The sequence below is a fragment of the Salinicoccus jeotgali genome (assembly GCF_055379195.1).
In genome coordinates, this window is sequence record NZ_AP043830.1 from 1,878,594 (window position 1) to 1,900,328 (window position 21,735).

Consider the following 21,735-nt stretch of genomic DNA (forward strand, 5'->3'; position numbering starts at 1 on the left):
TGATGCAACAAGTAGAAAATTACTGGAATACATTATCAAATGAATCAGACATGTCCCAAGCAGACATGTTACATAACTTAATTGAAGAGTCTGAAGCAGTCGTGATCGGTATTGGTGCAGGAATGTCTGCAGCAACTGGATTTACTTATGTCGGAGAACGCTTTACGAATGCTTTTCCGGACTTCATAAAGAAGTACCGTCTCCTTGATATGCTGCAGGCAAGCCTATTTGAATTTGAAGATGTGCAGGAATATTGGGCCTTTCAAAGCCGCTTCTCACTGCTGAACTTCTTTGATCAACCGACGGGACAGGCTTATGTCGACTTAAAAGAGATTGTTGCCGGGAAGGACTACCATATCATTACAACGAATGCGGATAATGCTTTTTATGCAGCCGAATACGACATGGACAAGGTCTTTAGAATCCAAGGCGAGTACGGCTTATGGCAGTGCACCAGACATTGTCATCAACAAACATATCAAAATGAAGCCCTCATTCGTCAGATGGTCAAAGAGCAGAGTGATATGAAGGTGCCAGAAACTCTGGTCCCCTATTGCCCAGAGTGCGGTGCGCCTCTTGAAGTGAATAAACGTACCGAAGAAAAGGGCATGGTGGAAGATGCACACTTCCACGAACAAAGGCAGCGCTATGAACAATTCCTGGAACAAACAGAAGGCAAACGTACTTTATTTTTGGAAATTGGCGTCGGAAATACGACACCGCAATTCATCAAGCATCCTTTTCAGCGAATGACGGAAGATAATCCAAAAGCACTATTCGTCACGATGAACCAAAAAGATTATTTCATCCCCCATGCAATTCGCCCAAGGACAGTACGAATTGATGAGGACATTGAGGACGTGTTTCACACTATAGCTGAAAATGATGAATCGAGGGACCGCTGATGTATTTAGTCATGCCCGAACGCAATGGTGAGTGGGTCTATGATCCGAGTGTCTCCATGGCTCTACAAGTATATGTGAAAGACCATTTGTTCCTGGACGATGACGTGCTGTTTCCTTATATGATGGACCCTGTCGTCCAAATAGGAAAATTCCAGAATGCCTATGAAGAAGTGAATCAGCCCTATATGGACGAACATAATATCCAAATGCTCCGCCGCGATACGGGGGGCGGAGCCGTTTATCTGGACGATCGGAATATGAGCTTTTGTTTCCTCTTCAATGGCGACAACAATATCTATAATAATTACGGTAAGTTATATGAACCAGCCATCAAGGCTTTGGAAAAATTGGGCGTTGAAAATTTAGCGCAGCGAGGCCGAAATGATTTGACGATAGATGGGAAGAAAATATCCGGTGCCGCCATGACGCTCGAAAACGGTCGCATCTACGCAGGCTATTCCTTATTGCTCGACCCGAATTATGAAGCAATGGTCGCTGCACTAAATCCCAATCAGAAAAAAATTCAGTCACATGGCATCAAGTCCGTCAGAAGCCGCGTCGATGCCATCCGCCCTCACCTTTCATCGGAATATCAATCCATGACGGTTTGGGAATTTACCGATCATATGATATGTGAACTGTTGGACATTGATCACATCGATCAGGCAAAGCGTTATGTATTAACAGAAGACGACTGGGATCATATTGATCGTCTGGCTGCCGAAAAGTACAGCAATTGGGATTGGACTTACGGGAGATTCCAGCATTTTGAGTACGAGGTGTCAGAGCGTTTTCCAATTGGTACGATCAGTTTTGGCTTAAGCGTCGACCATGCCCGGATAACTGATATACAGATTACAGGGGATTTCTTCGGCAAAAAGGATGTTGGAGAAATCGAGGAAGCACTTGTTGGTGTCCGCTTAAGAAAAGACGATCTGTTGCAGGCTCTCGAGGGATTCCATATCACAGATTATTTTGGTGACATAACACCTGAGGCTCTAGTAAATGTCATCTTAAGCATCCCTGTGAAGTAAACAATATTAATAACTGGAAAGAAGGATGCAAGTGGTTAAGATAGGCGTGCTCGATTACGCACAAATTGATGAAGGTAAAAATGCCGCTCAAGCTCTACAGGAGACTGTCATCCTAGCGCGTCTGGCTGAATCACTCGGATATGAACGATTTTGGGTGGCGGAACACCATAATGTCCCCGCTTTCGCCAACAGTTCACCAGAAGTGCTCATGATGCGGTTGGCGGATGCCACAAGTACCATCCGCATTGGTTCCGGAGGCGTCATGCTGCCACATTACAGTCCTTATAAAATCGCTGAAAACTTTCGCCTGCTGGAGGCTTTCCATCCCAACCGAATCGATTTAGGTTTTGGCAATACGATCGGTACCCCGCTCGTCAATCGTACGTTGAATGAGAACAAAGAGCGTAAACTCCCGTATGAACAAAGCGTTGCCGATCTGGTTCATTACTTAGGCGGGACAATGGACGAATCACACCGCTTCCATGGCATCACCGCCAATCCAGCCATTGAGACTGTGCCACAGATGTGGGTGTTATCGGCAAGCATCAAAAGTGCTGAAGTCGCCGCGGCATACGGAATTGGATATACGTTCGGGTTATTCCCCTTCATTGGTCCTGAAAAATTAAAGGCCGGGATGGAAGCTGTAGAAATTTACCGGGAGACATTCAAACCTTCTCGGTTCATGCCGAAATCAAAGGTCTCCATTGCACCGTTTGTCGCCATCGCTGAAACAGAAGAAGAAGCAGAGGCTTACGGTAAAGCACTCGATCTCTGGCTGCTTGGTAAGGATAACTTTGGTGAATTAAAGGCGTTCCCTTCTGTAGATACAGCCTTGAACTATCCCTATTCAGAAAGGGATAAAGCAGTAATTAAAGCAAACCGAGAGCGTATCATCGTCGGAAGTAAGGAAAGTGTGCAGGAAGCGCTCAGTGAATTGGTCGCTCAATTTGGGGCTGATGAAGTATTGGTGATTCCTTTAATACCTAACCTCGAAGCACGCAAAAATGCCTATCGACTGCTTGCAGATGTAGGCAAGCATATATAGGAAGAATACTTTTATCTTCAATTTAAATGGCGCATCACGCAACGTAATATGTATTTTTATATCAAACTGAAAATGGATGATTGATTTATATTAAAAATAGCTTTAGATGGAGTCTTGTATGTTCAACACAAATGAAAAAATAGTTTTAGGCCTTGTCATTCTAATTTATTTTATCGCTTTATTTGCATTATCTTTATATATGAAACGCAAAACCAAAACATACGAAGATTATAATGTGGCTGGACGATCCGTTTCCATCTTTCCACTGATACTGACATTTGTAGGGACCGGAGTTGGCGGCGCAACGCTGTTAGGGTATATGGAAAATGGTTACAGTCTAGGGATGGGAGAACAATGGATACATATCACGATGTTCTTCGCCGTTATAATACTATCGTTATTCCTTCTTAAGCCAATTAGAGAGTTGGGCGAGAAGCATAACATGATCACAGTCGGAGACTATACTGCCTTGCGTTATGGAGAAAAAGCGCGTATTCCTACTGTCATCAGTTTTCTGTTCTCCTACTGTGCCATGACGGGGATGCAGTTTGCCGCCATTGCCTCCATATTGAATCTGACCATCGGTTTGAACATGACTTTAGGCATCCTGATTGGTTGGGCTTTACTGACCGTAAAGACATATGTGGGGGGACTGAAAGCCGTCATTTGGCAGGACGTCATCCAAGGAACCATTTTGACATTAGGTATCATCCTGCTATTTATCATGGTCCTTAGATATTCCGGCGGATGGCAAAATATTTCTGATAGTGCCAGTACGGCAAACCAAAGTGACATGTTGAATCTCCTTAACATTACCCCTAGTGAGATCATGATCTACCTTTTGACCTTGGCATTCTACCAATTCATCAGGCAGGATGTATGGCAGCGCATTTGGGCCGCGAAGAGCATTAAAACAGCAAGAAGCGGCTATTGGATTTCGATGATCATTGCGGTAGCACTCGGTTCCATTGTAATGACAATCGGGGTATTCAGTCGTTTTGGTTTAAACCTCGGTAATATCGACCCCACACTCGTCTACTATAATGTCATTGAAAATGTATTTCCTTTTTCCATCGTAGTCATTATGATCATTGCACTGCTTGCAGCTGTTATATCAAGTGCGGACTCTTTCTTTATTGCAGGTTCATCATCCATTGTAAATGACCTTATCCGCCCGAATGTGAAACATCCGACTGATAAGAAGATGTTAGCTTACAGCAGAGTTTCTGTACTCCTAGTGTCTGCCATTGCGCTTGTATTGACCTTAACCATTCCAGGATTGGTCAATTTGATGGTGACAGGTACTGCGATGTCGGTTTCAGGTTTATTGGCACCAGTCATATTTGGCTTGTTCTGGAAAAAACCGACAGGAATTGCCGGCCTATCCGCCATGTGGACAGGGCTTGGCTCAGCAGTCATTTGGCAAGTCCTAGGTCATCCTTTTGGTATCCATCCCATCATGGTCGGTTTACCACTATCAACTGCAGTTCTATTGATTATGACAGTGTTAACGAAAGATACGGAAAATGAAAGCTTATTGATGAAAGCCAAATAACCTGAGTAAACGTTTAAAGCGGCGTTTACAATAAATGTAGCACCCCTGAAAAATCTGGTTTATAGAGTAGAGAAATCTGCTCTATTTTTTATGCGCTTTTCTACAATGTTTTTGTAGTAAAAAAAGCCCATACGAACGGGCTCTTTACATTGTTCTTATATCAAACTCTTTTAAGGTTTCACTTCATATGTTTGTCTTTGCGCGAAAAATACACCTAATGGTTTAATATTGCAAAAGTAAGATTCAGATCTTTAGCGAGCCACGAAAACCCCTTGCAGCATAATAGGAGTCCGCCCCATTATGGTATACAAATACAGTGTCGTAGCGGTAGTCACAAAAAATGGCCCCGCCAAGCTTCCTAATATTATCAGGTGTTTTCACCCAACTCGATGTTTTCGCATCGAAGTTTCCAAGTCCTTGCAACTGCCGATATTCTTTTTCAGTTAGAAGCTCAATTCCCATGGCATCAGCCATATCAACAGCATTATTTTCCGGTTTATGTTTCTTCCTTGACTCCAATGCCTCGCGGTCGTAACAAACACTTCTACGACCTTTAGGACTTTCCGCTGAACAGTCGTTAAATATAAATTCACCGGTCCCATTGTCCATCCCGACAACATCCGGTTCACCACCCGTTCTTTCCATCTCATTGAGAGACCACAGTTTATTGGTACTGGCTAGCAACCTTTCTTGCACGTTGGCCCACTCTAACCCTTTATGGCGATCCATGTTCTTCTCAAAACGGACTTGGAGCACTCTTAATAACTCTTCCCGCTGCTCCATTGACAACTCTTTTCCATTATTTATTTTATTATTCTTTGGCATTATTAGCCCCCTATCGTTTTCCCTTGAAATGGCTGAACTGCAGCATTACCTGTCGCCGTATTTTAAAAGATATTATTTCCGCAAGATTTTTGTCATCGCTTTTCCCTTTGCCAACTCATCGATTAACTTATCCAAATAGCGAATTTCCTGCATTGTTGTTTCCTCAATATCTTCAACTCGGACGCCACAAATCATACCTTTGATCAAAGCCCGCGAAGGATTCATTTTGGGGGCTTCTTCAAAGAAAGCCTCAAAGTCTACCTGCTCTTCCAGTTGCACTTCCAACTCTTCTTGGCTATATCCTGTCAACCAACGGATGATTTCATCAACTTCAGCTTTCGTACGCCCTTTTTTCTCTGCCTTCATCACATACAGGGGATAGACTTTTGCGACACTCATTGTATAAATCTTATGTTTGGTCATATTACACCCCTTCTTTTATGTCACGTCTATTATATCCTAGATACCCTATTATCATTAAAAGGATGCTAACCACAGTTATTGTAATGGAAACTGTTGCATCAAAATCCTCCATTGGCATTCTTGGAAGCCAACTTTGGATGGCTGTTTTTGATAAGCCTTCTGGTAAATCCAGGATACCGCCAAAATAATTCAGCATAAAGGAATAGATGAGATAAATATACACGGCTTTACCAAATTTCGGCACCCATCCAAGGGCTAAAGCGGCTAGACCAATAAAGAATAGTACGGCCGGCAGCAAATTGTAGCCCGCAACGAGGAAATCAATTAAATCCATCGTCCCACCGTCCCCCATGGCATTAATTGCTGTGCCACCAAGACCACCTGCAGCTAGTAGAATACCTATTATACCTGAAGAAACAGCTAAACCAATGCTGGTCCAATATAATTGGCTGCGGGTCATTTTTGTTGCATAAAGCTGACTTAAGCGTAATCGACTCTCTTCAGAAAAAAGTTTATTGACTACAGCAATTGGTAGGATGGAAACCAAACTAATCAGAACCATCATAATCGTACCGGTGAATGATTCTTCAATAGAAATGCCTGAATGTGTAAACATTTGTTTTACCACTTCGCTACTTTCCAGGAAAGTCTGCATATCTCCATAGATCGAGCCATAAGCCGCCCCCATAATAACAAAAGTGATGAACCAACTAATGATAGTGCCTTTGTTGAGCTTGATGAACAAACCACGAACAGACAACAACGACTTTTTCGCATTTGCTCGTCCTTCTCTTTCAGGTAAATAACCAGAGCCCATATCACGAGCTCCTTCAAGTGCAAAAGCAATGATTGCAATGATTACGCTAAATATCAAAGCAAAAACTAGCGGTGTCCAATTATTTTCTGTAAAGGGATAAGTTAAATAGGTCCATCCAAGCGGATTAATCATGGATAAATCCATATTCGATATATCTGTGGCAGCACGCACGATATAGAGTAGACCGATAAGCCCTAAGGACGAACCTGTCGCTGCTGATGAAGTTGGCGTAATCTGTGCCATCAAAAGAGCAATCCCGGCACCGATCATTCCTGCTGTTCCAATCGATGCCCCAAATAAAAAGGATCCTTGAGCATTAATCGTATCAGCACCAAAGCTTATCATAATAATGGCAATAAAAATGGCCAATAGAATATTAATGAAGATTGTTTCTGTCATCGTAGCGAAAGAATTTGCTTGACGACCGACCTGAAATGACCGCACGAGTTCTGTCAGACCAAGATCTTCTTCCTTTCGTGTATGGCTTACCACATGCAAGGCTGAGATGATCATCGCAAATAAGCTACAGAACAATAACATATTTTGAGTGTAAAATGCTCCTAATGTATAATCAGCAGCTGCTTCTATAGGTGTAGGGCCGACCATGGATACCATGGCGGGGTTTTTTAATGTTTCGTACATTCCGATCAATCCCTGACCCTTGGTGATTTCTTCAAAAGCTGGTACATATGCAGCTGAAAACAAACCAAGCCCTGCTATCCATATAATCATTTTTTTCCAATCACGTTTTAGATATTGTAAAAACAATGTGTTCCAGCGTGCTAATTTTTGGTTCATCATTTCATCCCCCTTCCCACTGCCTAGCCTTCATAATGACGCATGAACAAATCTTCAAGTGTTGGTGGTACAGCTTCAAATTTTTTGACGCCCAACTTGCTTGCTTTCATTAAAATATCATTGAAATGTTGGTTGTCCGCCGAAAATGTCGCCTGATTATCTTTTTGTTCGAAATTAAAGACACCCTTCAGGTCGGCCATTTCAGACACATCACCATCTGTTTCTAAAGTTATTGTAGAACGAGTCAAATGACGCAATTCATCAAGGGATCCCGTTTCTACAATTTCACCTTGGCGAATGATGGCAACTTTATCCGCCAAGCGTTCTACTTCACTCAGAATATGAGAGGACAACAGAATCGCTTTACCTGATTCTTTGATCTTTTCGACTTCTTCCTGGAAAACTTGCTCCATCAAAGGGTCAAGTCCAGAAGTTGGCTCATCAAAAATATATAAATCTGAATCGACGGATAAAGCCGCGATCAAACCAACTTTTTGACGATTTCCCTTCGAATATGTTTTAGCTTTTTTCTTAGGATCCAATTCAAATCGGTCAATTAAATGATCACGCTTTTTCTTGTCTCCGCTGCCATGCAACTTCATAAATAGGTCTATAATTTCACCACCTGTTAGATTGCCCCATAGCGAGACATCTCCAGGGACATATGATATCCTTTTATGAATTTCAATGCTGTCTTTCCAAACATCCCTACCGAATATTTCTGCAATGCCAGCATCTCTCTTAATAATACCCAATAAAATTCGAACGGTTGTGGACTTGCCAGACCCATTGGGGCCAATAAAGCCGACAACTTCACCAGTAGCCACCCTGAAGGCCACATCACTCAACGCCTGAAATTTACCAAATTTCTTTTGTAATCCTTGTACTTTCACAACTTCAGTCATAACTTTTACAGTCCCCTTTTGAAGTTTATAGTCTTTCTTGTTTTTTGAATATGTGGCCTCAAACACCCTTGCATCTCATTCCTATTTATAAAAGCTGTACTTCAGTATCTCAGAATAACTTTTCCATTCTTTGAGGTAATGCTCCCCAAATTCACTAATGTTTTCAAATGTGTCTACTTGACTTAAGCCTTTCTCCCCAAATCCAAACATCGTCCAATTCAGGATTTCTATCGCCTTCCCAATATCAATATCTTCACGAAACATGGAATAATCAATGTTTTCATACATCCTCTTAGTACTTTCATCATAAACGGGGTCAATCTTTTCTTTGATGATTTCCCTTACTTCAGCCGATTCCTCTTGTTTGGCGGAAATGAGAAAATCAAATACTTGTGGAAATTTTCGTTGAATACCGAGTTTTTTCATCCCTATATTTTCTATTCTTTTAAATATATCGGTTTCATTCAAATCGATTTGTTCAACGACTATTTCAATGATTCGCACACAGTACTCAATTAAATATATATACAGATCCTTTTTGCTATTAAAATAGTTGAAAAGTGAACCTTTGGAAATGTCGGCTTTCTTTACAATTTCGTTTGTAGATGCCTTTTCAAAACCACTCTGGACAAATTCCTTTATTGCTGCATTAATAATGTCCTTTTGTTTTTCTGGTTTTAAGTTGATGAACTTGGAATAAATGATAATAATCTCCCTTCATTCAAATTTAAATTGACCATTGTGGTCAATAATAGCTTAACCCAAATGACCGAAATGGTCAATTATGAATGCGATCAGCTTTTCAACTCCATATTATGCAAATTAAAAAAGCCTATTTGAAGTTACATCAACCAAAATAGACTCTTCCTCCACGGTACTAAATTTCACCCGCTATCTACTCTCAAGAATTTATTTCCATAAAAAACGAGGTCTGCTCATCAGCAAACCCCGTCACTTCTATTATTATAAATTTTCGGCTTACATCATGCCCGGCATGCCGCCGCCCATGCCGCCACCCATGTCTCCGCCGCCATTCTCTTCTGGAATGTCGGCAACTACCGCTTCAGTAGTCAGGAACATGGCAGCAACTGAACCTGCGTTCTGCAATGCGGAACGTGTTACTTTTGTCGGATCGACGATACCTGCATCGATCATGTTGACCCACTCATCAGTCGCAGCGTTGAAACCGATGCCTATTTCTTGAGTCTTGAGGCGTTCAACAATGACTGAGCCTTCGAGTCCAGCATTTTCGACGATCTGACGAATTGGTGATTCGAGTGCTTTCAATACAATTTTAACACCCGTCTCAACATCGCCTTCAGCTTCTATTTCTGATACTTTACCGTAGATGTTGACAAGTGCTGTACCGCCACCAGCTACAATGCCTTCTTCAACTGCGGCACGTGTGGAGTTAAGGGCATCTTCGATGCGGAGCTTGCGTTCTTTCATTTCCGTTTCAGTGGCAGCACCTACTTTGATGACTGCTACACCGCCGGATAGTTTGGCAAGACGCTCTTGGAGCTTCTCTTTATCAAAGCTTGAAGTTGTGTCTTCAATCTGTGATTTGATCTGACCGATGCGCGCTTCGATATTATCTTTCTCACCGGCACCTTCTACGATTGTCGTATTATCTTTAGTCACATTGACTTTAGAAGCTGTACCAAGCATATCAACCGTTGCTTCCTTCAAGTCCAGACCAAGATCTTCTGTGATGACTTGTGCGCCGGTCAATACAGCGATATCTTCGAGCATTGCTTTACGACGATCTCCGAAACCAGGTGCTTTGACTGCGATTGCAGTGAATGTACCGCGCAGTTTGTTGAGTACCATATTCGCCATGGCGTCGCCTTCTACATCATCAGCGATGATGAGGATCGGACGGGATTGCTGGACGATCTGTTCAAGCAATGGCAGAACATCCTGGAAGTTGGAAATCTTTTTGTCTGTCACAAGGATATAAGGGTTATCCAAGTCTGCAATCATCTTCTCGGAATCTGTCACCATATAAGGAGATGTGTAACCGCGGTCGAATTGCATACCTTCAACGACTTCAAGTTCAGTTTTGAACCCACGGGATTCTTCAATTGTTATGACACCATCATTGCCGACTTTTTCCATCGCTTCTGAGATGTACTCGCCGATTTCCGGGTCGTCCGCAGAAATTGCGCCGACTTGTGCAATGGACTCTTTATCCTGCACTGGACGGGAAATGTTCTTCAACTCTTCTACCGCCACTTCGACTGCTTGGGAAATACCGGAACGGATGCCGACCGGGTTGGCACCGCTCGTTACGTTCTTCAGACCTTCCTGGATCATCGCTTGCGCTAGGACTGTTGCAGTCGTCGTACCGTCACCGGCGATTTCATTCGTCTGGTTGGCCACTTCAGCGACAAGTTTTGCGCCCATGTTTTCATAAGCGTCTTCAAGTTCTATTTCTTTTGCGATTGTTACGCCATCATTTGTGATGAGCGGGGATGTGAATGATTTATCCAGAACGACATTACGTCCTTTTGGCCCCAATGTCACTTTTACAGCATTCGCCAGTTTATCGACACCGGCGAGCATGGACTGTCTTGCATCTTCAGAGAATTTCAGTTCTTTAGCCATTACTTTTCATTCCTCCTGCGTAGTTTCTTTATATAAGTATTTCTTTGATTCATTTCATTTGATTAGTTGATGACAGCTAGGATATCAGATTCGGACAAGATCAGATAATCTTTGCCTTCATGTTTCACTTCAGTACCTGCAAACTTGGAATACATCACACGGTCGCCTTCCTTTACTTCAGGCTCGACACGATTGCCGTTATCCAGAACCAAGCCGGGTCCAGCTGCTACGACTGTGCCTTCCTGTGGTTTCTCTTTGGCGGATTCCGTCAGAATGATGCCGCTTTTTGTAGTTTCTTCCTTTTGGGTCAAATCAACGATGACTCTGTTGCCTAATGGTTTTAACACGTAAAAGCCCTCCTTTGAAATATTACAGATGTTTTTAGCACTCGAGCGTTCAAAGTGCCAACAATTAAATAATAATCAAAGTTGGTCAATAATGCAAGTATTTTCTCTTTGCTTTAACCACATTCTTTTTTATTGTAGAATAGCAGTATTGAAAAATGGAGGGCTTATCTTGAGAAAGCTATATAGTGCATTAATCATCGTCATATTCCTCGCCGTGCAATTTGCGGTTGTACCCGTATCTATGATCATGGCGTTCATCAATCCATCAATTACAGAAGAAGAATTGCTTAGCGGCGTACTCCCTTACCAAGTCGGTGCATTCGCCTTAGGCGTTGTGGCTGTCATTATTGTGGGAAGGCTCCATCGCAATAAAAACCGGATAGAGCGTGGCCCCCAATCGGATCTACCGGTGACTTTCGCCTGGATCGTCGGAGGTGTGTTCTTGGCTTATGCCACTCAGATAATCGCTGGCCTCATCAATACGAATATCCTCGGAAATCCAATGGAAAGTGAAAATACGATGGGCATCGTGGATATGATAGAGAATGCCCCATACATGATTCTTGTCGTTGCTCTGTTTGGCCCCATCCTGGAAGAATACGTCTTCAGACGGGCTATATTCGCTGAAATCTATGAAGTGATACCAGGCCCGAGAATCGTCGGTTTCCTTGTAGCCGGGCTGCTCAGTGGTTTTGTATTCGCCATCGCTCACTGGGATTTCACCCATATACTGATCTATGTCGTCATGGCATACACATTCAGTTTTCTATATGTCATCAGCGGCAGATTGCTGGTCCCGATCATGGTCCATATGATTATGAACGGTATCGTCGTCGTGCTGCAACTGACATTCAAGGATTATATAGAGCAGATTGAAGAAATGCGCGGTGGCCTCGGTACTATCATGCAGCTTCTATTCTGATAATGAACACCCCGGACTTTAATAGTCCGGGGTGTTTGTACATTCCGAGGCACATGACATTCATCTTTATGCCTTTAAGTTTTCAATTTCTTTTTTCAATCACCCGACTTCGCACTGATTCCGAGTCTTGCCTCACATGTCTCAATCACTTTTTTTAGCGCAGTGATTCTTGCGTATTTCTTATTGTTTCCTGGGATTACATGCCACGGGGCGAAAGCGGTATGCGTCTTTCTGATCATGTCTTCCGAGGCCTCGACATACTCATCCCATTTCTCCCTGTTACGCCAATCTTCATCGGTCAGTTTCCATTGCTTATCCGGATCATCCTCGCGGCTCTCAAACCGTTCAAGCTGTTCATCCTTATCCAAGGACAAGAAGAATTTAATGATGATTGCTCCTGAATTGTACAGTGATTTCTCAAAAGCATTGATTTCCTCGTAGGATTGCTGCCATTGCTGTTTTGAAGCAAGTCCTTCTATGCGCTCTACAAGCACCCGGCCGTACCAACTGCGATCATAGAAGGCCACATGGCCGCTTCTCGGAATATCTATAGCAAACCGCCATAGATAATGATGGAGCAACTCCACATCAGTCGGTGCGCCGGTTGCATTGACCGTATATCCGGTTGGGTCGAGATGTTCACGGATGCGTTTGATATTTCCACCCTTGCCGGCTGCGTCCATACCTTCATAGACGAGGATGAGCGGCACTTTTTCCTTGTAGAGCTGGAATTGGATTTCCCTCATCCTCGACTGAAGATCGGGCAGGATGGCTTTATAGTCTTTACCACTAATTTTTTCATCCTCAAAATCAAAGTCAAAGAACTCTGCTTCATATTTTTTCGTGAAATCACCATCAACTGATCCATCCTGTGTCTGATCTTCTTGCTCCAGACGTGCTTCAAGGCGTTCTACGACTGTGGAAAACAAAGTGTTTACTGCACCTTCTTTATCCTCGAAATCAATGACTGTCCATGGACACCCGGTCAGCATGTCTAAAAATTTCTTCATTTCCTTGATATAATCTGTTTTGTCCAGCTGTTCTTCAAATTCTTCAGCCTTCCATTTAAGTATCGGATTATCTTTGAGCTTTTGTATATGCCGTGCCCTGACTTCTTCTGGGGCGTCAACATAGAGCTTGATGATTTCATAGCCACTGTCCGTCAACATCTGTTCAAAATTCTCCATGTCTTGCCTGATGTCGGTATATTCCGTCCGGATATTTTCCTTGATGCCGTACGACTTATAATTGATGTACTGGGCATACCAGCTTCTGAAGTGGATATTGATGTCCCCGGCTTTAGGCAGATGGTTCCAGAACCGCTGCAGGAAAGGATATCTGAGATCGATCTCCCTAGGTGGTCGCGTGGCCATGAAATTTGTATATTTAGCATCCAGTGCCATATATAAAGCATTTGCCAGCCTCGACTTTCCGGAGGCTGGTGGTCCTTCTATCACAATCATCAGCGGTATGCCCCGATCCTTCGTCTCCCGCGTCAGTTCGCCTAGGCGATTTTCCAGTGCTTCATCAAATTCTGCCATACTATCGCTCCTTTCGTTCCATTATAGATGTGTACCCTTAAATCCCATTATCTGAACATACAGAAGATGATGGAATCTGTGTTACTATATTGTTAGAAACTTATAAGGGGATGAATTGATGGTACATACATTTTCAGAATATGAATATAAAAGGCCGGATATCAAACAGATAGCGGCGGAAGTCGACACATTGCTTAAAGAGTTTAAGGAAAAGGATTCGGCGGACGCCCAAGCCGAAGTCATCGACCGCCTCAACACATACTTTAATCACCTCTCCACAATGAGTAATCTGGCGCTTATCCGTTCAACAATAGATACAAGGGATGAATTCTACGATAAAGAGCGGAATTTCTTCGATGAATACGGGCCAGCCATCCAGGAGATTGATTTTAAATACTATGAGACGCTGATTGCCAGCCCCTATAAAAGCGAGTTGGAACAGCGTTACGGCAAGCAACTTTTTTCGTTAGCTGAAAAAGCTGTTAAAGGATTTGACCCTAAAGTCAAATCACTCCTTCAAAAAGAAAACAAGCTTGATTCAGAATACTCAAGACTGCTCGCTTCAGCAGAAATCGAATTTGATGGAAAGGTGCTCAACCTATCGGAATTCGGTCCCTATGCCCAGCATACCAACCGTCAAATGCGTCGCTCAGCCACTGAAGCGCTCCATGGATTCATGGAGATGCACCTCGATAAGATCGATCGGATTTATGACGACCTGGTTAAGACACGTCACCAGATTGCGGTGGAGCTTGGCTACAAAAACTTTATCGAACTGGGTTATATCCGCATGAACCGCATCGATTATGACAGTGATATGGTACAGAACTTCAGAGACCAGGTTGCAGAATACGTCGTGCCACTCGTCACTGAACTTAAGGAGAGGCAGCGCAGGCGGATCGGTGTCGAGAAACTGAAGATATACGACGAATCATTCGACTTTACGACCGGTAATGCTGTGCCCAAGGGGGACACTGAAGATATCCTGCAGGCGGGCGAAAATATGTATCTTGAATTATCCAAGGAAACTGGTGAATTCTTTAAATTCATGAGACAGCGCGAATTGTTTGATGTTGAGGCCAAAAAAGGAAAAGAAGGCGGCGGGTACTGCACTTTCATACCAGACTACTCCTCCCCTTTCATCTTCTCCAACTTCAACGGCACCCTTGATGATGTGACCGTTTTGACGCACGAAGCGGGCCATGCGTTCCAAAGCTATATGTCAAGCGGCTTCGAGGTGCCGGAGTATCAGTTCCCGACTCTTGAATCTGCAGAGATCCATTCCATGAGCATGGAGTATTTCACATATCCGTGGATGGAACAGTTCTTCAAGGAGGATACTGATAAATTTAAATATACGCATATGGCGGATAACATTTCTTTCCTGCCTTACGGAGTTGCCATAGATGAATTCCAGCATATTGTCTATGCGCATCCTGAACTGTCTCCTAAAGAACGGCGACAAGAATGGCAGAAACTCGAGGACAAGTATTTGCCGCATCGTGATTACGATGGCATAGAGCCGCTTGCCAGCGGGGCTTTTTGGCATAAACAGGGGCATGTCTTCAGCGACCCGTTCTACTATATCGACTACACCTTGGCACAAGTCTGTGCCATGCAGTTCTGGAAGCGCGCCAATGAGGACTTCGATAGCGCATGGAGCGACTACATCAACCTGTGTCGTCTCGGTGGCTCATTACCGTTCAATGCACTGGTTGAAAAAGCAAATCTCATCTCGCCGTTTGAAGATGGCTGCCTGCAATCAGTCGTTAAAGAAGCACAAGACTACCTCAATTTGATTGATGACAGTGCACTATAGATTGAAACGGGGCTGGGACATAAAGGCCCCTGAACACTAAGAAAAATGGCGATCCATCCCGATAAAGCGGATGGATCGCCATTTTTTGTGTCTGCTTCCAAAGCAGTGCGCATCATTCGGTTGAACTTCCCGAGGTTCCCGGCCAATAATGCGAGGCCGATTTCGATTTTCACTTTGCGTCTCCCGCGGAGTGAAAATCGCCTGAACGCCAAATTGGCCTTCAAATTGCCGAAAACCGTCTCAACATCCACCTTGCGCTGCTGATAGATGTTGCGGTGCCCTTCAACTGAAAGCTGCTTTTTCACCTGGGCTCTGAAGTAGTCCAGGTTCATATTCTTTTGGATGCGCTTGGTGGTCTGCTTGTCGCTTTTGATGCATATGTCATGGAGGGGACATCCGGTACAGTCTGCTGATGCATACATTTTAAACGCCCGGGTGTAGCCATATTTGTCGGTCCGATCGGCATAGCGTTCAAACTGGAGGGGCCGTCCGTCCGGGCAGATGTACATATCATTCTCATCATCATACACCCAGTTGTCCGGATGCATTTCATCGGGTTGGTGCCTCTGCTTCTGTTCCTTATGGTATGTATTATAGGGGATGAGCGCGGTGCGGCCGTAGTCGTCCATGATTATCTCATAATTGGATTCACTGCCATAGCCGGCATCGGCCACAATCTTTTCAGGCAGATGCTGGAAATGTTCCAGCATCGTATGGAGAAATGGCGGCAGGGTCCGGGTATCTGTCGGGTTGGGATAGAGGTCAAAGCCTAAAACGAATTGATTGTTGGTCGCAATCTGCAGGTTGTAGCCGGCTTTCAGCTGACCATTCTGCATATGGTCCTCCTTCATGCGCATGAATGTCGCATCGGGGTCGGTCTTCGAGTAGCTGTTGCGGGCACCGAGGATCTCCAATTGTTGGGTATATTTCAATTCCCGGTCCCGCAGGTCTGCACATTTCTTTTTAGTCTTTCGGATGACGGACCGTTCAGACCGGCGGGCTTTTCTTTTTTCCACGGTTTCCGTCGCCTCGATGGTCTCCGTCAAATCCGTTTCCACCGTCTCTAGCGCCTGGTGCATCGTGTGCAGGTGATCGGCCGTCACGATGGCTTCCGATTCTTCAAGGAGGGCCGTCACGATCTGCTCTTCATACAGCGTTTCATACATCAGCTTCGATTGGGCGCGGAGTTTCTCCTGGTGTTTCTCGACACTTCTCCGGAAGACGAATGTATATTTGTTGGCATTGGCCTCGAGCTTCGTACCATCGATGAAAATCGCATCCGTATCAATCAGCGCCTGGGCTTCCAGCTGCATCCTGAACTGGATGAACGCTTCCTGGATCAGCGCATCCATGTGGGGATGCACCCGGAACCGGTTGATGGTCCGGTAGGAGGGCGTCTGGTTTTGAGCCAGCCACATCATCCGGACGCTGTCTGTCAACAGCGCTTCAATTTTGCGCCCGGACGTCACCGATTGTGTGTAGCTGCAGAGGATGATCTTCATCATCATTCTTGGATGGTACGACGTCGCACCGAAGGCATGGTCAAAGGGCGCAAATTCAGTCTCTGGGATGCTTTCCACCAATGCATTGACGGCAAGGGCGATGTCATCTTCGGGTATGATGACTGCCAAATCGAGTGGCAGTGTCAGCTGGTTCATGGTATAATCTTTATACATAAGGCACCTCTTTTTCTGTTTGTGTGGTTACTTACATTATAAAGGGTGCCTTTTGTTTTGTCTTTCATTTATATACATAGGAATCCCCCGGGTTAAAATTTTCATTTTAACCCGGGGGATTCTGCTTGGATCGGGACTTATGTCCCAGCCCCGTTTCATTTTTTTATTCTCATACAAATGTTGTGTAGATAATCTATGTGCATTCACTTTATTGGCATTTCTTAGATTTTGATATTCCGGGCTTAATCCGCCCTAAGGATTTTGGAGCACATCAGTTCGTTGACCCGTTCATCCAACAGGTTCAATTCTTCGTCTGAGGCACCTGGCCGCAATGTGATTCCGGCCAGTATATCACCATGGTCATAACGATAGAACTTAGGTGCTGAGGCAGTTCCCGTAATGTTTTGCTTGGCAGGCGCGCTTTCATCATACTGTTCTGTTTCTCCAGTACTGTCATGGGAGGGATCCTTCGGGGAGGGTGCATTGTCGCCCTCTCCCATCTCACTTTGTACAGCCTCCCTCTCTTCTACAGCAGGGATCCCGTCAACTTCAGATTCTTCTTGTTCCGAGGTTCTGGATGCTGGTATATCAGTTGACTCTAATGTATTTTCCGTTGCATCGCCAGGCGGTTCTGGAGCAGCCGTTTCATCTGAAGATGATTTTGGCTCTTCTATCATATCTTCAGCATCTTCCACTATTGAATCGGCAATGGGAGGGGCTTCTCCCGTGGAAGGCTCAGATATGTCTGGAGTGTCTTTCTGTGTTTCTTCAGTCTCTTCTTCTGATGCGGGGACAGGGCCCGCTTCTTTGTTGCCGTTCGCTGCCTGCTTATGGATTGCTTCCTCCTGGCTCTGTTCCGGACCAGTCTGTACCAGCAACCCTTCTTCAGGCTCTATCGCAGGTGTTTCTGGCGTTTGTAGTGCCCCTTCCTGCTCAGGGGTATCTTTTATCATATCTTCCTGCCCGCGTGCCTCCTCTGAAGACGGTGCTTCATGGCCTCCATCTGCATCTCCTTCTACTTGTTCTGCCTCCATGACAGTATTTATATTAATGGCAAATAGAGTGGATATCATCAAAAGTGATGAAATACCGAGCCGTATTGTTCTATATATCAATTTAATGCCTCCAAACCGCCTCTATGTTCTCTGAACGATTAATGTCATAAACCGAGTATATTAGAAGAATGCATCGACAGCTATAAAAATGGAAGTTTGTTACACAACCTTAATAATGGCTGATTTATTTTAAAGATTATTGCAGATATGTTGCAGTCAGATGTCCTTCCCCCATCTCAATTTTCCTACAATAAAAGCCCCTCAATGAGGGGCTAGTGTGTGATATCATATGTCTTCATAATCGTTTCATAAGCTTTCGAACCCAATTGACGGCACGTATAGAAGAATAGCACATCACATATCGCGAGCTGTGCGATGCGGCTCGTCATATTCATATACTGAATATTGTTCTCTTCCTCGGTAATTTCTATTGCCACATCTGAATTGCGCTTAGCGATCGAGGCGTGGTTCTGGGTCAATATGACGGTCTTGATGCCCAACTTTTTGGCGAGTTTGACCACTTCTACCACTTCCCTGGTCTTACCGGATAAAGTGATGAGGAATAGTACATCATCTTCAGTTGCATTGGATAACCGGGTCATGCAGAAGTATTTATCCGTGGTGAAGAAAGCATTGATATTTATGCGGTGGAGATTCTGTTCGAACTCGGTACCGACACTCGCCGCCTCCCCTACTCCGAATATGAAGGTGTTGCGGGATTTCGCAAATAGTTCCGCCGCTTGCTTGATCGCATCGCGGTCCACTATCTTTTCGGTATTATAGAGTGCCTGGATGGTGTTCTTGAAGACCTTATCGAAAATCTCGCGATGGGTGTCCTCTTCCAGATCGATCACTCTTGAAATATTCTCTTTCTCAAGGGTATGTAACTCTTTGGCTAGTTCCACTTTCAATTCCTTGATACCTGCAAGTCCTATACGCTTTGAGAATCTGACGATGGCAGCATCACTCGTACTGCTGCTTTTAGCGATATCTTTGACTGGCATATTGATGACTTTGGCTGGATTTTCCAGCATAAAATTAGCAATGCGCTGCTCCACAGGTGTCATGTATTCAAACCGCTTACGAATCTGACTTAATACCGAAAACATAGTTTTTCCCCTCTCGCCTACCTTGTTACTTCCAATGATAACAAAATAATCAAAATATTATAAGAAGAAATGAAACTTTTTATCTTCCAATAATAAAATTTGTTTCATGCTGCAGGGCGAAGCGTTAATTATCATTGGTTGGCTTTATATCATATCTTGCCATCCTGACATGACACCCTCCTATTTCAGTCGAGAATTCTACGCCTGTAGATTCATTTGAAGGGAATATTCTCGCACTCATCACCGCTTCTCCGTGGTTGGCAAACACTTCTATGCTGGAGATGTCCATAAAGATATCTAGCTGCGATAATGGGGCCTCGAGCTGGACTTTCCGGGTTGTCCCATCAACGTTGCCAGGCAATTTGCCGCTGAAGGTCCTGTCCAGTGTCAAAACCTGCGATTCGCTGTCATAGATCAAACTTGTATGTTCGCGCCTGCTCACCCTCAAATCGATGTGGATGCGGTTTGCATTATTCTCTAGTATATCGAGGACCAATTCATAACTGTGGCCATAGAAGTCTTTAATCTTTCTTGGATAATGATCAAAATAACCTTCAGCGGTCAGTTCGTTCGTCCTATAGTTACACAGCCCATCAAAAGGCTTCTGTATCAGGTGCGAACCACGGACACTCACTTCCCTCGGTATTGTCAGACAATGATCCCATTCACCATTTGTTGGATAGTCCGTTTCTTCTGTCCCCATCCAACCGACTATCAGCCGTTTCCCTTCAGACATCACGGTTTTAGGAGCATAGAAGTCGAAACCGTGGTCCAGTTCATGGAACGCCCCATGTGTCATATGTAATTCATTAAAATCAATATCCCCTACAAGGTAGCCCGATTGATAGATGTTCCAATAGCTGTTCTGATACTTATCCAGACCTTTCACATTGAAGAGTAATACATCTTTGCCATCCAACTTGAAGTATTCAGGGTGGGTCCACATGAAACCGAACTGATCAAGCTCCGTAGCCAGAGGTCCATCATATTGGAAAGAGGATGGGCTGTCGCCGCTGAAGACTAGTATGCGTCCAAACTCATCCTCGGTGCCAGTCCCGAGCATCATGCGATATTTATCTTCGTGAAATACATACGGCGCGTTCATTACCGGCAGATAGCCTTGAGGTGTTCCTTTTATGATGGCCTCGGTCGTCTTGAATTCTTTTTGGGCATCCAATATGGAGTGATACTGAATGCACCTCCGCGATTTTAGGCCGGTGTAGAAAAGGTGTAGTCCATCTTGATTGTCGGTAACGAGCGCAGACCCTGGTGAATCACCGTCTGACAACATCTTTATGACGCCCTGGTCATCGAATGCCACCATATCCTTCGATGTAAGATGATACAGACATTTCGTTCGCTGACCATATACGGGCGTCCATTCATAGAACAATTGATATCCTTCAGCATCCGCCACAAGGCCTGCAAGGCCATCCAAGCTCCCTAGAGGGGGTTGCACATGATAATGCTGTCGCCATTCATCTGATACTTTTTTTGGGGTGTGTGCCTCAAGCTGCCCATCAGCCGATGGATGGCTGAACATCCTTCCATCTGAATCCAATGCCATCTCAAAAAACCTCCCAAATCTTAGTCCAACGATTCTTCAATTGCTTTTTGCTCTGCCTTTAAATGTCTGCGGTAACCAATTTTAGAAATATAGATACTGATTTCATACAAAACGATCATCGGGATCGTCAACATGATATGGGTCATCAAGTCAGGTGGCGCAATCAAAGCTGCTACGACCAACAAGATGAAATAGGCATACTTTCTGTTCTTCTTCAAAAACATTGGAGTCAGCAACCCCAGCTGAGTCAGGAAAAGTACCAGTATCGGCATTTGGAAGATCAGGCCGAATGGCAGGACTGTCCTGAACAGGAAACCAAAATATTGATTGATGCCGATTGTTGTCTCTATCCCCATATCCTCCGACAGTTCAAAGGTGAATTGTATAATATATGGTACAAGTATGAAGTAGCTGAAGGCCATTCCAAGCAGCATGAGCAGCATGACGATTGGAATGTATGATAGTGTCAGCTTCCTCTCATTGCTGTAGAGACCCGGAGAGACAAATGCCCATATCTGATACAGTATTACCGGGAGTACGATTACAAAACCGATGATCATGATGACCATCAGATATATTTTGAGCGGATCGGTCACTTGGAATGCGTGCATCTGTATGGATTCGGTCCATGGTGCTTCCTGAACCTGATATATTAACGGTTTGGAAAGGAAAAAGCCGACCAGCATTGCGCCTGCAAAAAAATATATGACAATCATAAGCCGTCTGCGCAATTCATCAAGATGCTCAGTGATTTCCTTCTTTTCCAATTCATTCATCGATTTTCC

General features: G+C 44.2%; 19 protein-coding genes and 1 pseudogene. 6 read left to right on the forward strand and 14 right to left on the reverse strand.

Annotated features, from left to right (window positions below; all coding sequences use genetic code 11):
• Positions 1-2: 2 nt before the first annotated feature.
• From ACZ43I_RS09700 to ACZ43I_RS09715, 4 genes are all read left to right on the forward strand, one after another.
• Positions 3-905: an SIR2 family NAD-dependent protein deacylase gene (locus ACZ43I_RS09700; protein WP_344704092.1), complete on the forward strand. Its 903-nt coding sequence runs from the start codon at positions 3-5 to the stop codon at positions 903-905.
• On the forward strand, positions 905-1,939 hold the full coding sequence (locus ACZ43I_RS09705; protein WP_344704065.1) for a lipoate--protein ligase: 1,035 nt from the start codon (positions 905-907) through the stop codon (positions 1,937-1,939). Before ACZ43I_RS09700 ends, ACZ43I_RS09705 begins: the two co-directional genes overlap by 1 nt.
• A 31-nt stretch (positions 1,940-1,970) precedes the next feature.
• On the forward strand, positions 1,971-2,984 hold the full coding sequence (locus ACZ43I_RS09710; RefSeq protein WP_344704067.1) for an LLM class flavin-dependent oxidoreductase: 1,014 nt from the start codon (positions 1,971-1,973) through the stop codon (positions 2,982-2,984).
• Between the two features lie 118 nt (positions 2,985-3,102).
• Positions 3,103-4,539, forward strand: coding sequence for a sodium:solute symporter family protein (locus tag ACZ43I_RS09715; RefSeq protein ID WP_344704069.1), 1,437 nt, complete (start codon positions 3,103-3,105; stop codon positions 4,537-4,539).
• Positions 4,540-4,782: 243 nt separating this feature from the next.
• On the opposite strand, the gene ACZ43I_RS09720 is transcribed toward ACZ43I_RS09715, so the two are convergent.
• The 8 genes and pseudogenes from ACZ43I_RS09720 to groES all read right to left on the reverse strand — a co-directional run bounded on the left by ACZ43I_RS09720 (position 4,783) and on the right by groES (position 11,261).
• On the reverse strand, positions 4,783-5,364 hold the full coding sequence (locus ACZ43I_RS09720) for a DUF4256 domain-containing protein (RefSeq protein ID WP_344704071.1): 582 nt from the start codon (positions 5,362-5,364) through the stop codon (positions 4,783-4,785).
• 72 nt (positions 5,365-5,436) lie between these two features.
• On the reverse strand, positions 5,437-5,787 hold the full coding sequence (locus ACZ43I_RS09725) for a DUF2200 domain-containing protein (protein ID WP_344704073.1): 351 nt from the start codon (positions 5,785-5,787) through the stop codon (positions 5,437-5,439).
• Position 5,788: 1 nt separating this feature from the next.
• On the reverse strand, positions 5,789-7,405 hold the full coding sequence (locus ACZ43I_RS09730) for an ABC transporter permease (protein ID WP_344704075.1): 1,617 nt from the start codon (positions 7,403-7,405) through the stop codon (positions 5,789-5,791).
• Positions 7,406-7,425: 20 nt separating this feature from the next.
• Positions 7,426-8,307, reverse strand: coding sequence for an ABC transporter ATP-binding protein (locus ACZ43I_RS09735; RefSeq protein ID WP_344704077.1), 882 nt, complete (start codon positions 8,305-8,307; stop codon positions 7,426-7,428).
• 81 nt (positions 8,308-8,388) lie between these two features.
• Positions 8,389-8,811, reverse strand: coding sequence for a hypothetical protein (locus tag ACZ43I_RS09740; protein ID WP_344704079.1), 423 nt, complete (start codon positions 8,809-8,811; stop codon positions 8,389-8,391).
• 78 nt (positions 8,812-8,889) lie between these two features.
• Positions 8,890-9,018: pseudogene (locus tag ACZ43I_RS09745) on the reverse strand (TetR/AcrR family transcriptional regulator); the annotation flags it as partial.
• Positions 9,019-9,285: 267 nt separating this feature from the next.
• Complete coding sequence (gene groL / locus ACZ43I_RS09750; RefSeq protein WP_344704081.1) at positions 9,286-10,914, reverse strand: chaperonin GroEL; 1,629 nt, start codon at positions 10,912-10,914, stop codon at positions 9,286-9,288.
• A gap of 62 nt (positions 10,915-10,976) precedes the next feature.
• Positions 10,977-11,261, reverse strand: a complete 285-nt coding sequence (groES, locus tag ACZ43I_RS09755; protein WP_344704083.1) for a co-chaperone GroES — start codon at positions 11,259-11,261, stop codon at positions 10,977-10,979.
• 169 nt (positions 11,262-11,430) lie between these two features.
• Here groES and ACZ43I_RS09760 point away from each other — a divergent pair, with 169 nt between their 5' ends.
• Complete coding sequence (locus ACZ43I_RS09760; protein ID WP_344704084.1) at positions 11,431-12,183, forward strand: CPBP family intramembrane glutamic endopeptidase; 753 nt, start codon at positions 11,431-11,433, stop codon at positions 12,181-12,183.
• A 95-nt stretch (positions 12,184-12,278) separates the two neighbouring features.
• Here ACZ43I_RS09760 and ACZ43I_RS09765 read toward each other — a convergent pair whose 3' ends face one another.
• Positions 12,279-13,724 carry a phosphate--AMP phosphotransferase gene (locus tag ACZ43I_RS09765; protein ID WP_344704086.1) on the reverse strand — a complete coding sequence of 482 codons (1,446 nt, stop codon included), beginning with the start codon at positions 13,722-13,724 and terminating at the stop codon, positions 12,279-12,281.
• 118 nt (positions 13,725-13,842) lie between these two features.
• Between ACZ43I_RS09765 and ACZ43I_RS09770 the strand changes: the two genes are divergently transcribed.
• Positions 13,843-15,543, forward strand: a complete 1,701-nt coding sequence (locus tag ACZ43I_RS09770; protein WP_344704088.1) for a M3 family oligoendopeptidase — start codon at positions 13,843-13,845, stop codon at positions 15,541-15,543.
• On the opposite strand, the gene ACZ43I_RS09775 is transcribed toward ACZ43I_RS09770, so the two are convergent.
• The 5 genes from ACZ43I_RS09775 to tatC all read right to left on the reverse strand — a co-directional run bounded on the left by ACZ43I_RS09775 (position 15,510) and on the right by tatC (position 21,726).
• Complete coding sequence (locus ACZ43I_RS09775; protein ID WP_464761535.1) at positions 15,510-17,219, reverse strand: IS1182 family transposase; 1,710 nt, start codon at positions 17,217-17,219, stop codon at positions 15,510-15,512. The genes ACZ43I_RS09770 and ACZ43I_RS09775 overlap by 34 nt on opposite strands.
• 242 nt (positions 17,220-17,461) lie before the next feature.
• Positions 17,462-18,334, reverse strand: a complete 873-nt coding sequence (locus ACZ43I_RS09780; protein ID WP_344703255.1) for an ICP22 family protein — start codon at positions 18,332-18,334, stop codon at positions 17,462-17,464.
• Between the two features lie 212 nt (positions 18,335-18,546).
• A complete protein-coding gene (locus tag ACZ43I_RS09785; protein WP_344703254.1) occupies positions 18,547-19,383 on the reverse strand; it encodes a MurR/RpiR family transcriptional regulator in 837 nt (278 codons plus the stop codon).
• 124 nt (positions 19,384-19,507) lie between these two features.
• The gene (locus tag ACZ43I_RS09790; RefSeq protein ID WP_344703252.1) at positions 19,508-20,950 is read right to left on the reverse strand and encodes a glycoside hydrolase family 32 protein; all 1,443 of its coding nucleotides are present in this window, start codon (positions 20,948-20,950) and stop codon (positions 19,508-19,510) included.
• Positions 20,951-20,970: 20 nt separating this feature from the next.
• The gene (gene tatC / locus ACZ43I_RS09795; RefSeq protein WP_344703250.1) at positions 20,971-21,726 is read right to left on the reverse strand and encodes a twin-arginine translocase subunit TatC; all 756 of its coding nucleotides are present in this window, start codon (positions 21,724-21,726) and stop codon (positions 20,971-20,973) included.
• Between the last annotated feature and the right edge of the window lie 9 nt (positions 21,727-21,735).

What these genes read in the sequence shown, in the direction of transcription:
- ACZ43I_RS09700 (WP_344704092.1), top strand. Translation starts at nt 3, where the DNA reads ATGCAACAAGTAGAAAATTACTGGAATACATTATCAAATGAATCAGAC.
- ACZ43I_RS09705 (WP_344704065.1), top strand. Translation starts at nt 905, where the DNA reads ATGTATTTAGTCATGCCCGAACGCAATGGTGAGTGGGTCTATGATCCG.
- ACZ43I_RS09715 (WP_344704069.1), top strand. Translation starts at nt 3,103, where the DNA reads ATGTTCAACACAAATGAAAAAATAGTTTTAGGCCTTGTCATTCTAATT.
- ACZ43I_RS09720 (WP_344704071.1), bottom strand. Translation starts at nt 5,364, where the DNA reads ATGCCAAAGAATAATAAAATAAATAATGGAAAAGAGTTGTCAATGGAG.
- ACZ43I_RS09725 (WP_344704073.1), bottom strand. Translation starts at nt 5,787, where the DNA reads ATGACCAAACATAAGATTTATACAATGAGTGTCGCAAAAGTCTATCCC.
- ACZ43I_RS09730 (WP_344704075.1), bottom strand. Translation starts at nt 7,405, where the DNA reads ATGATGAACCAAAAATTAGCACGCTGGAACACATTGTTTTTACAATAT.
- ACZ43I_RS09735 (WP_344704077.1), bottom strand. Translation starts at nt 8,307, where the DNA reads ATGACTGAAGTTGTGAAAGTACAAGGATTACAAAAGAAATTTGGTAAA.
- groL (WP_344704081.1), bottom strand. Translation starts at nt 10,914, where the DNA reads ATGGCTAAAGAACTGAAATTCTCTGAAGATGCAAGACAGTCCATGCTC.
- ACZ43I_RS09765 (WP_344704086.1), bottom strand. Translation starts at nt 13,724, where the DNA reads ATGGCAGAATTTGATGAAGCACTGGAAAATCGCCTAGGCGAACTGACG.
- ACZ43I_RS09770 (WP_344704088.1), top strand. Translation starts at nt 13,843, where the DNA reads ATGGTACATACATTTTCAGAATATGAATATAAAAGGCCGGATATCAAA.
- ACZ43I_RS09775 (WP_464761535.1), bottom strand. Translation starts at nt 17,219, where the DNA reads ATGTATAAAGATTATACCATGAACCAGCTGACACTGCCACTCGATTTG.
- ACZ43I_RS09785 (WP_344703254.1), bottom strand. Translation starts at nt 19,383, where the DNA reads ATGTTTTCGGTATTAAGTCAGATTCGTAAGCGGTTTGAATACATGACA.
- ACZ43I_RS09790 (WP_344703252.1), bottom strand. Translation starts at nt 20,950, where the DNA reads ATGGCATTGGATTCAGATGGAAGGATGTTCAGCCATCCATCGGCTGAT.
- tatC (WP_344703250.1), bottom strand. Translation starts at nt 21,726, where the DNA reads ATGAATGAATTGGAAAAGAAGGAAATCACTGAGCATCTTGATGAATTG.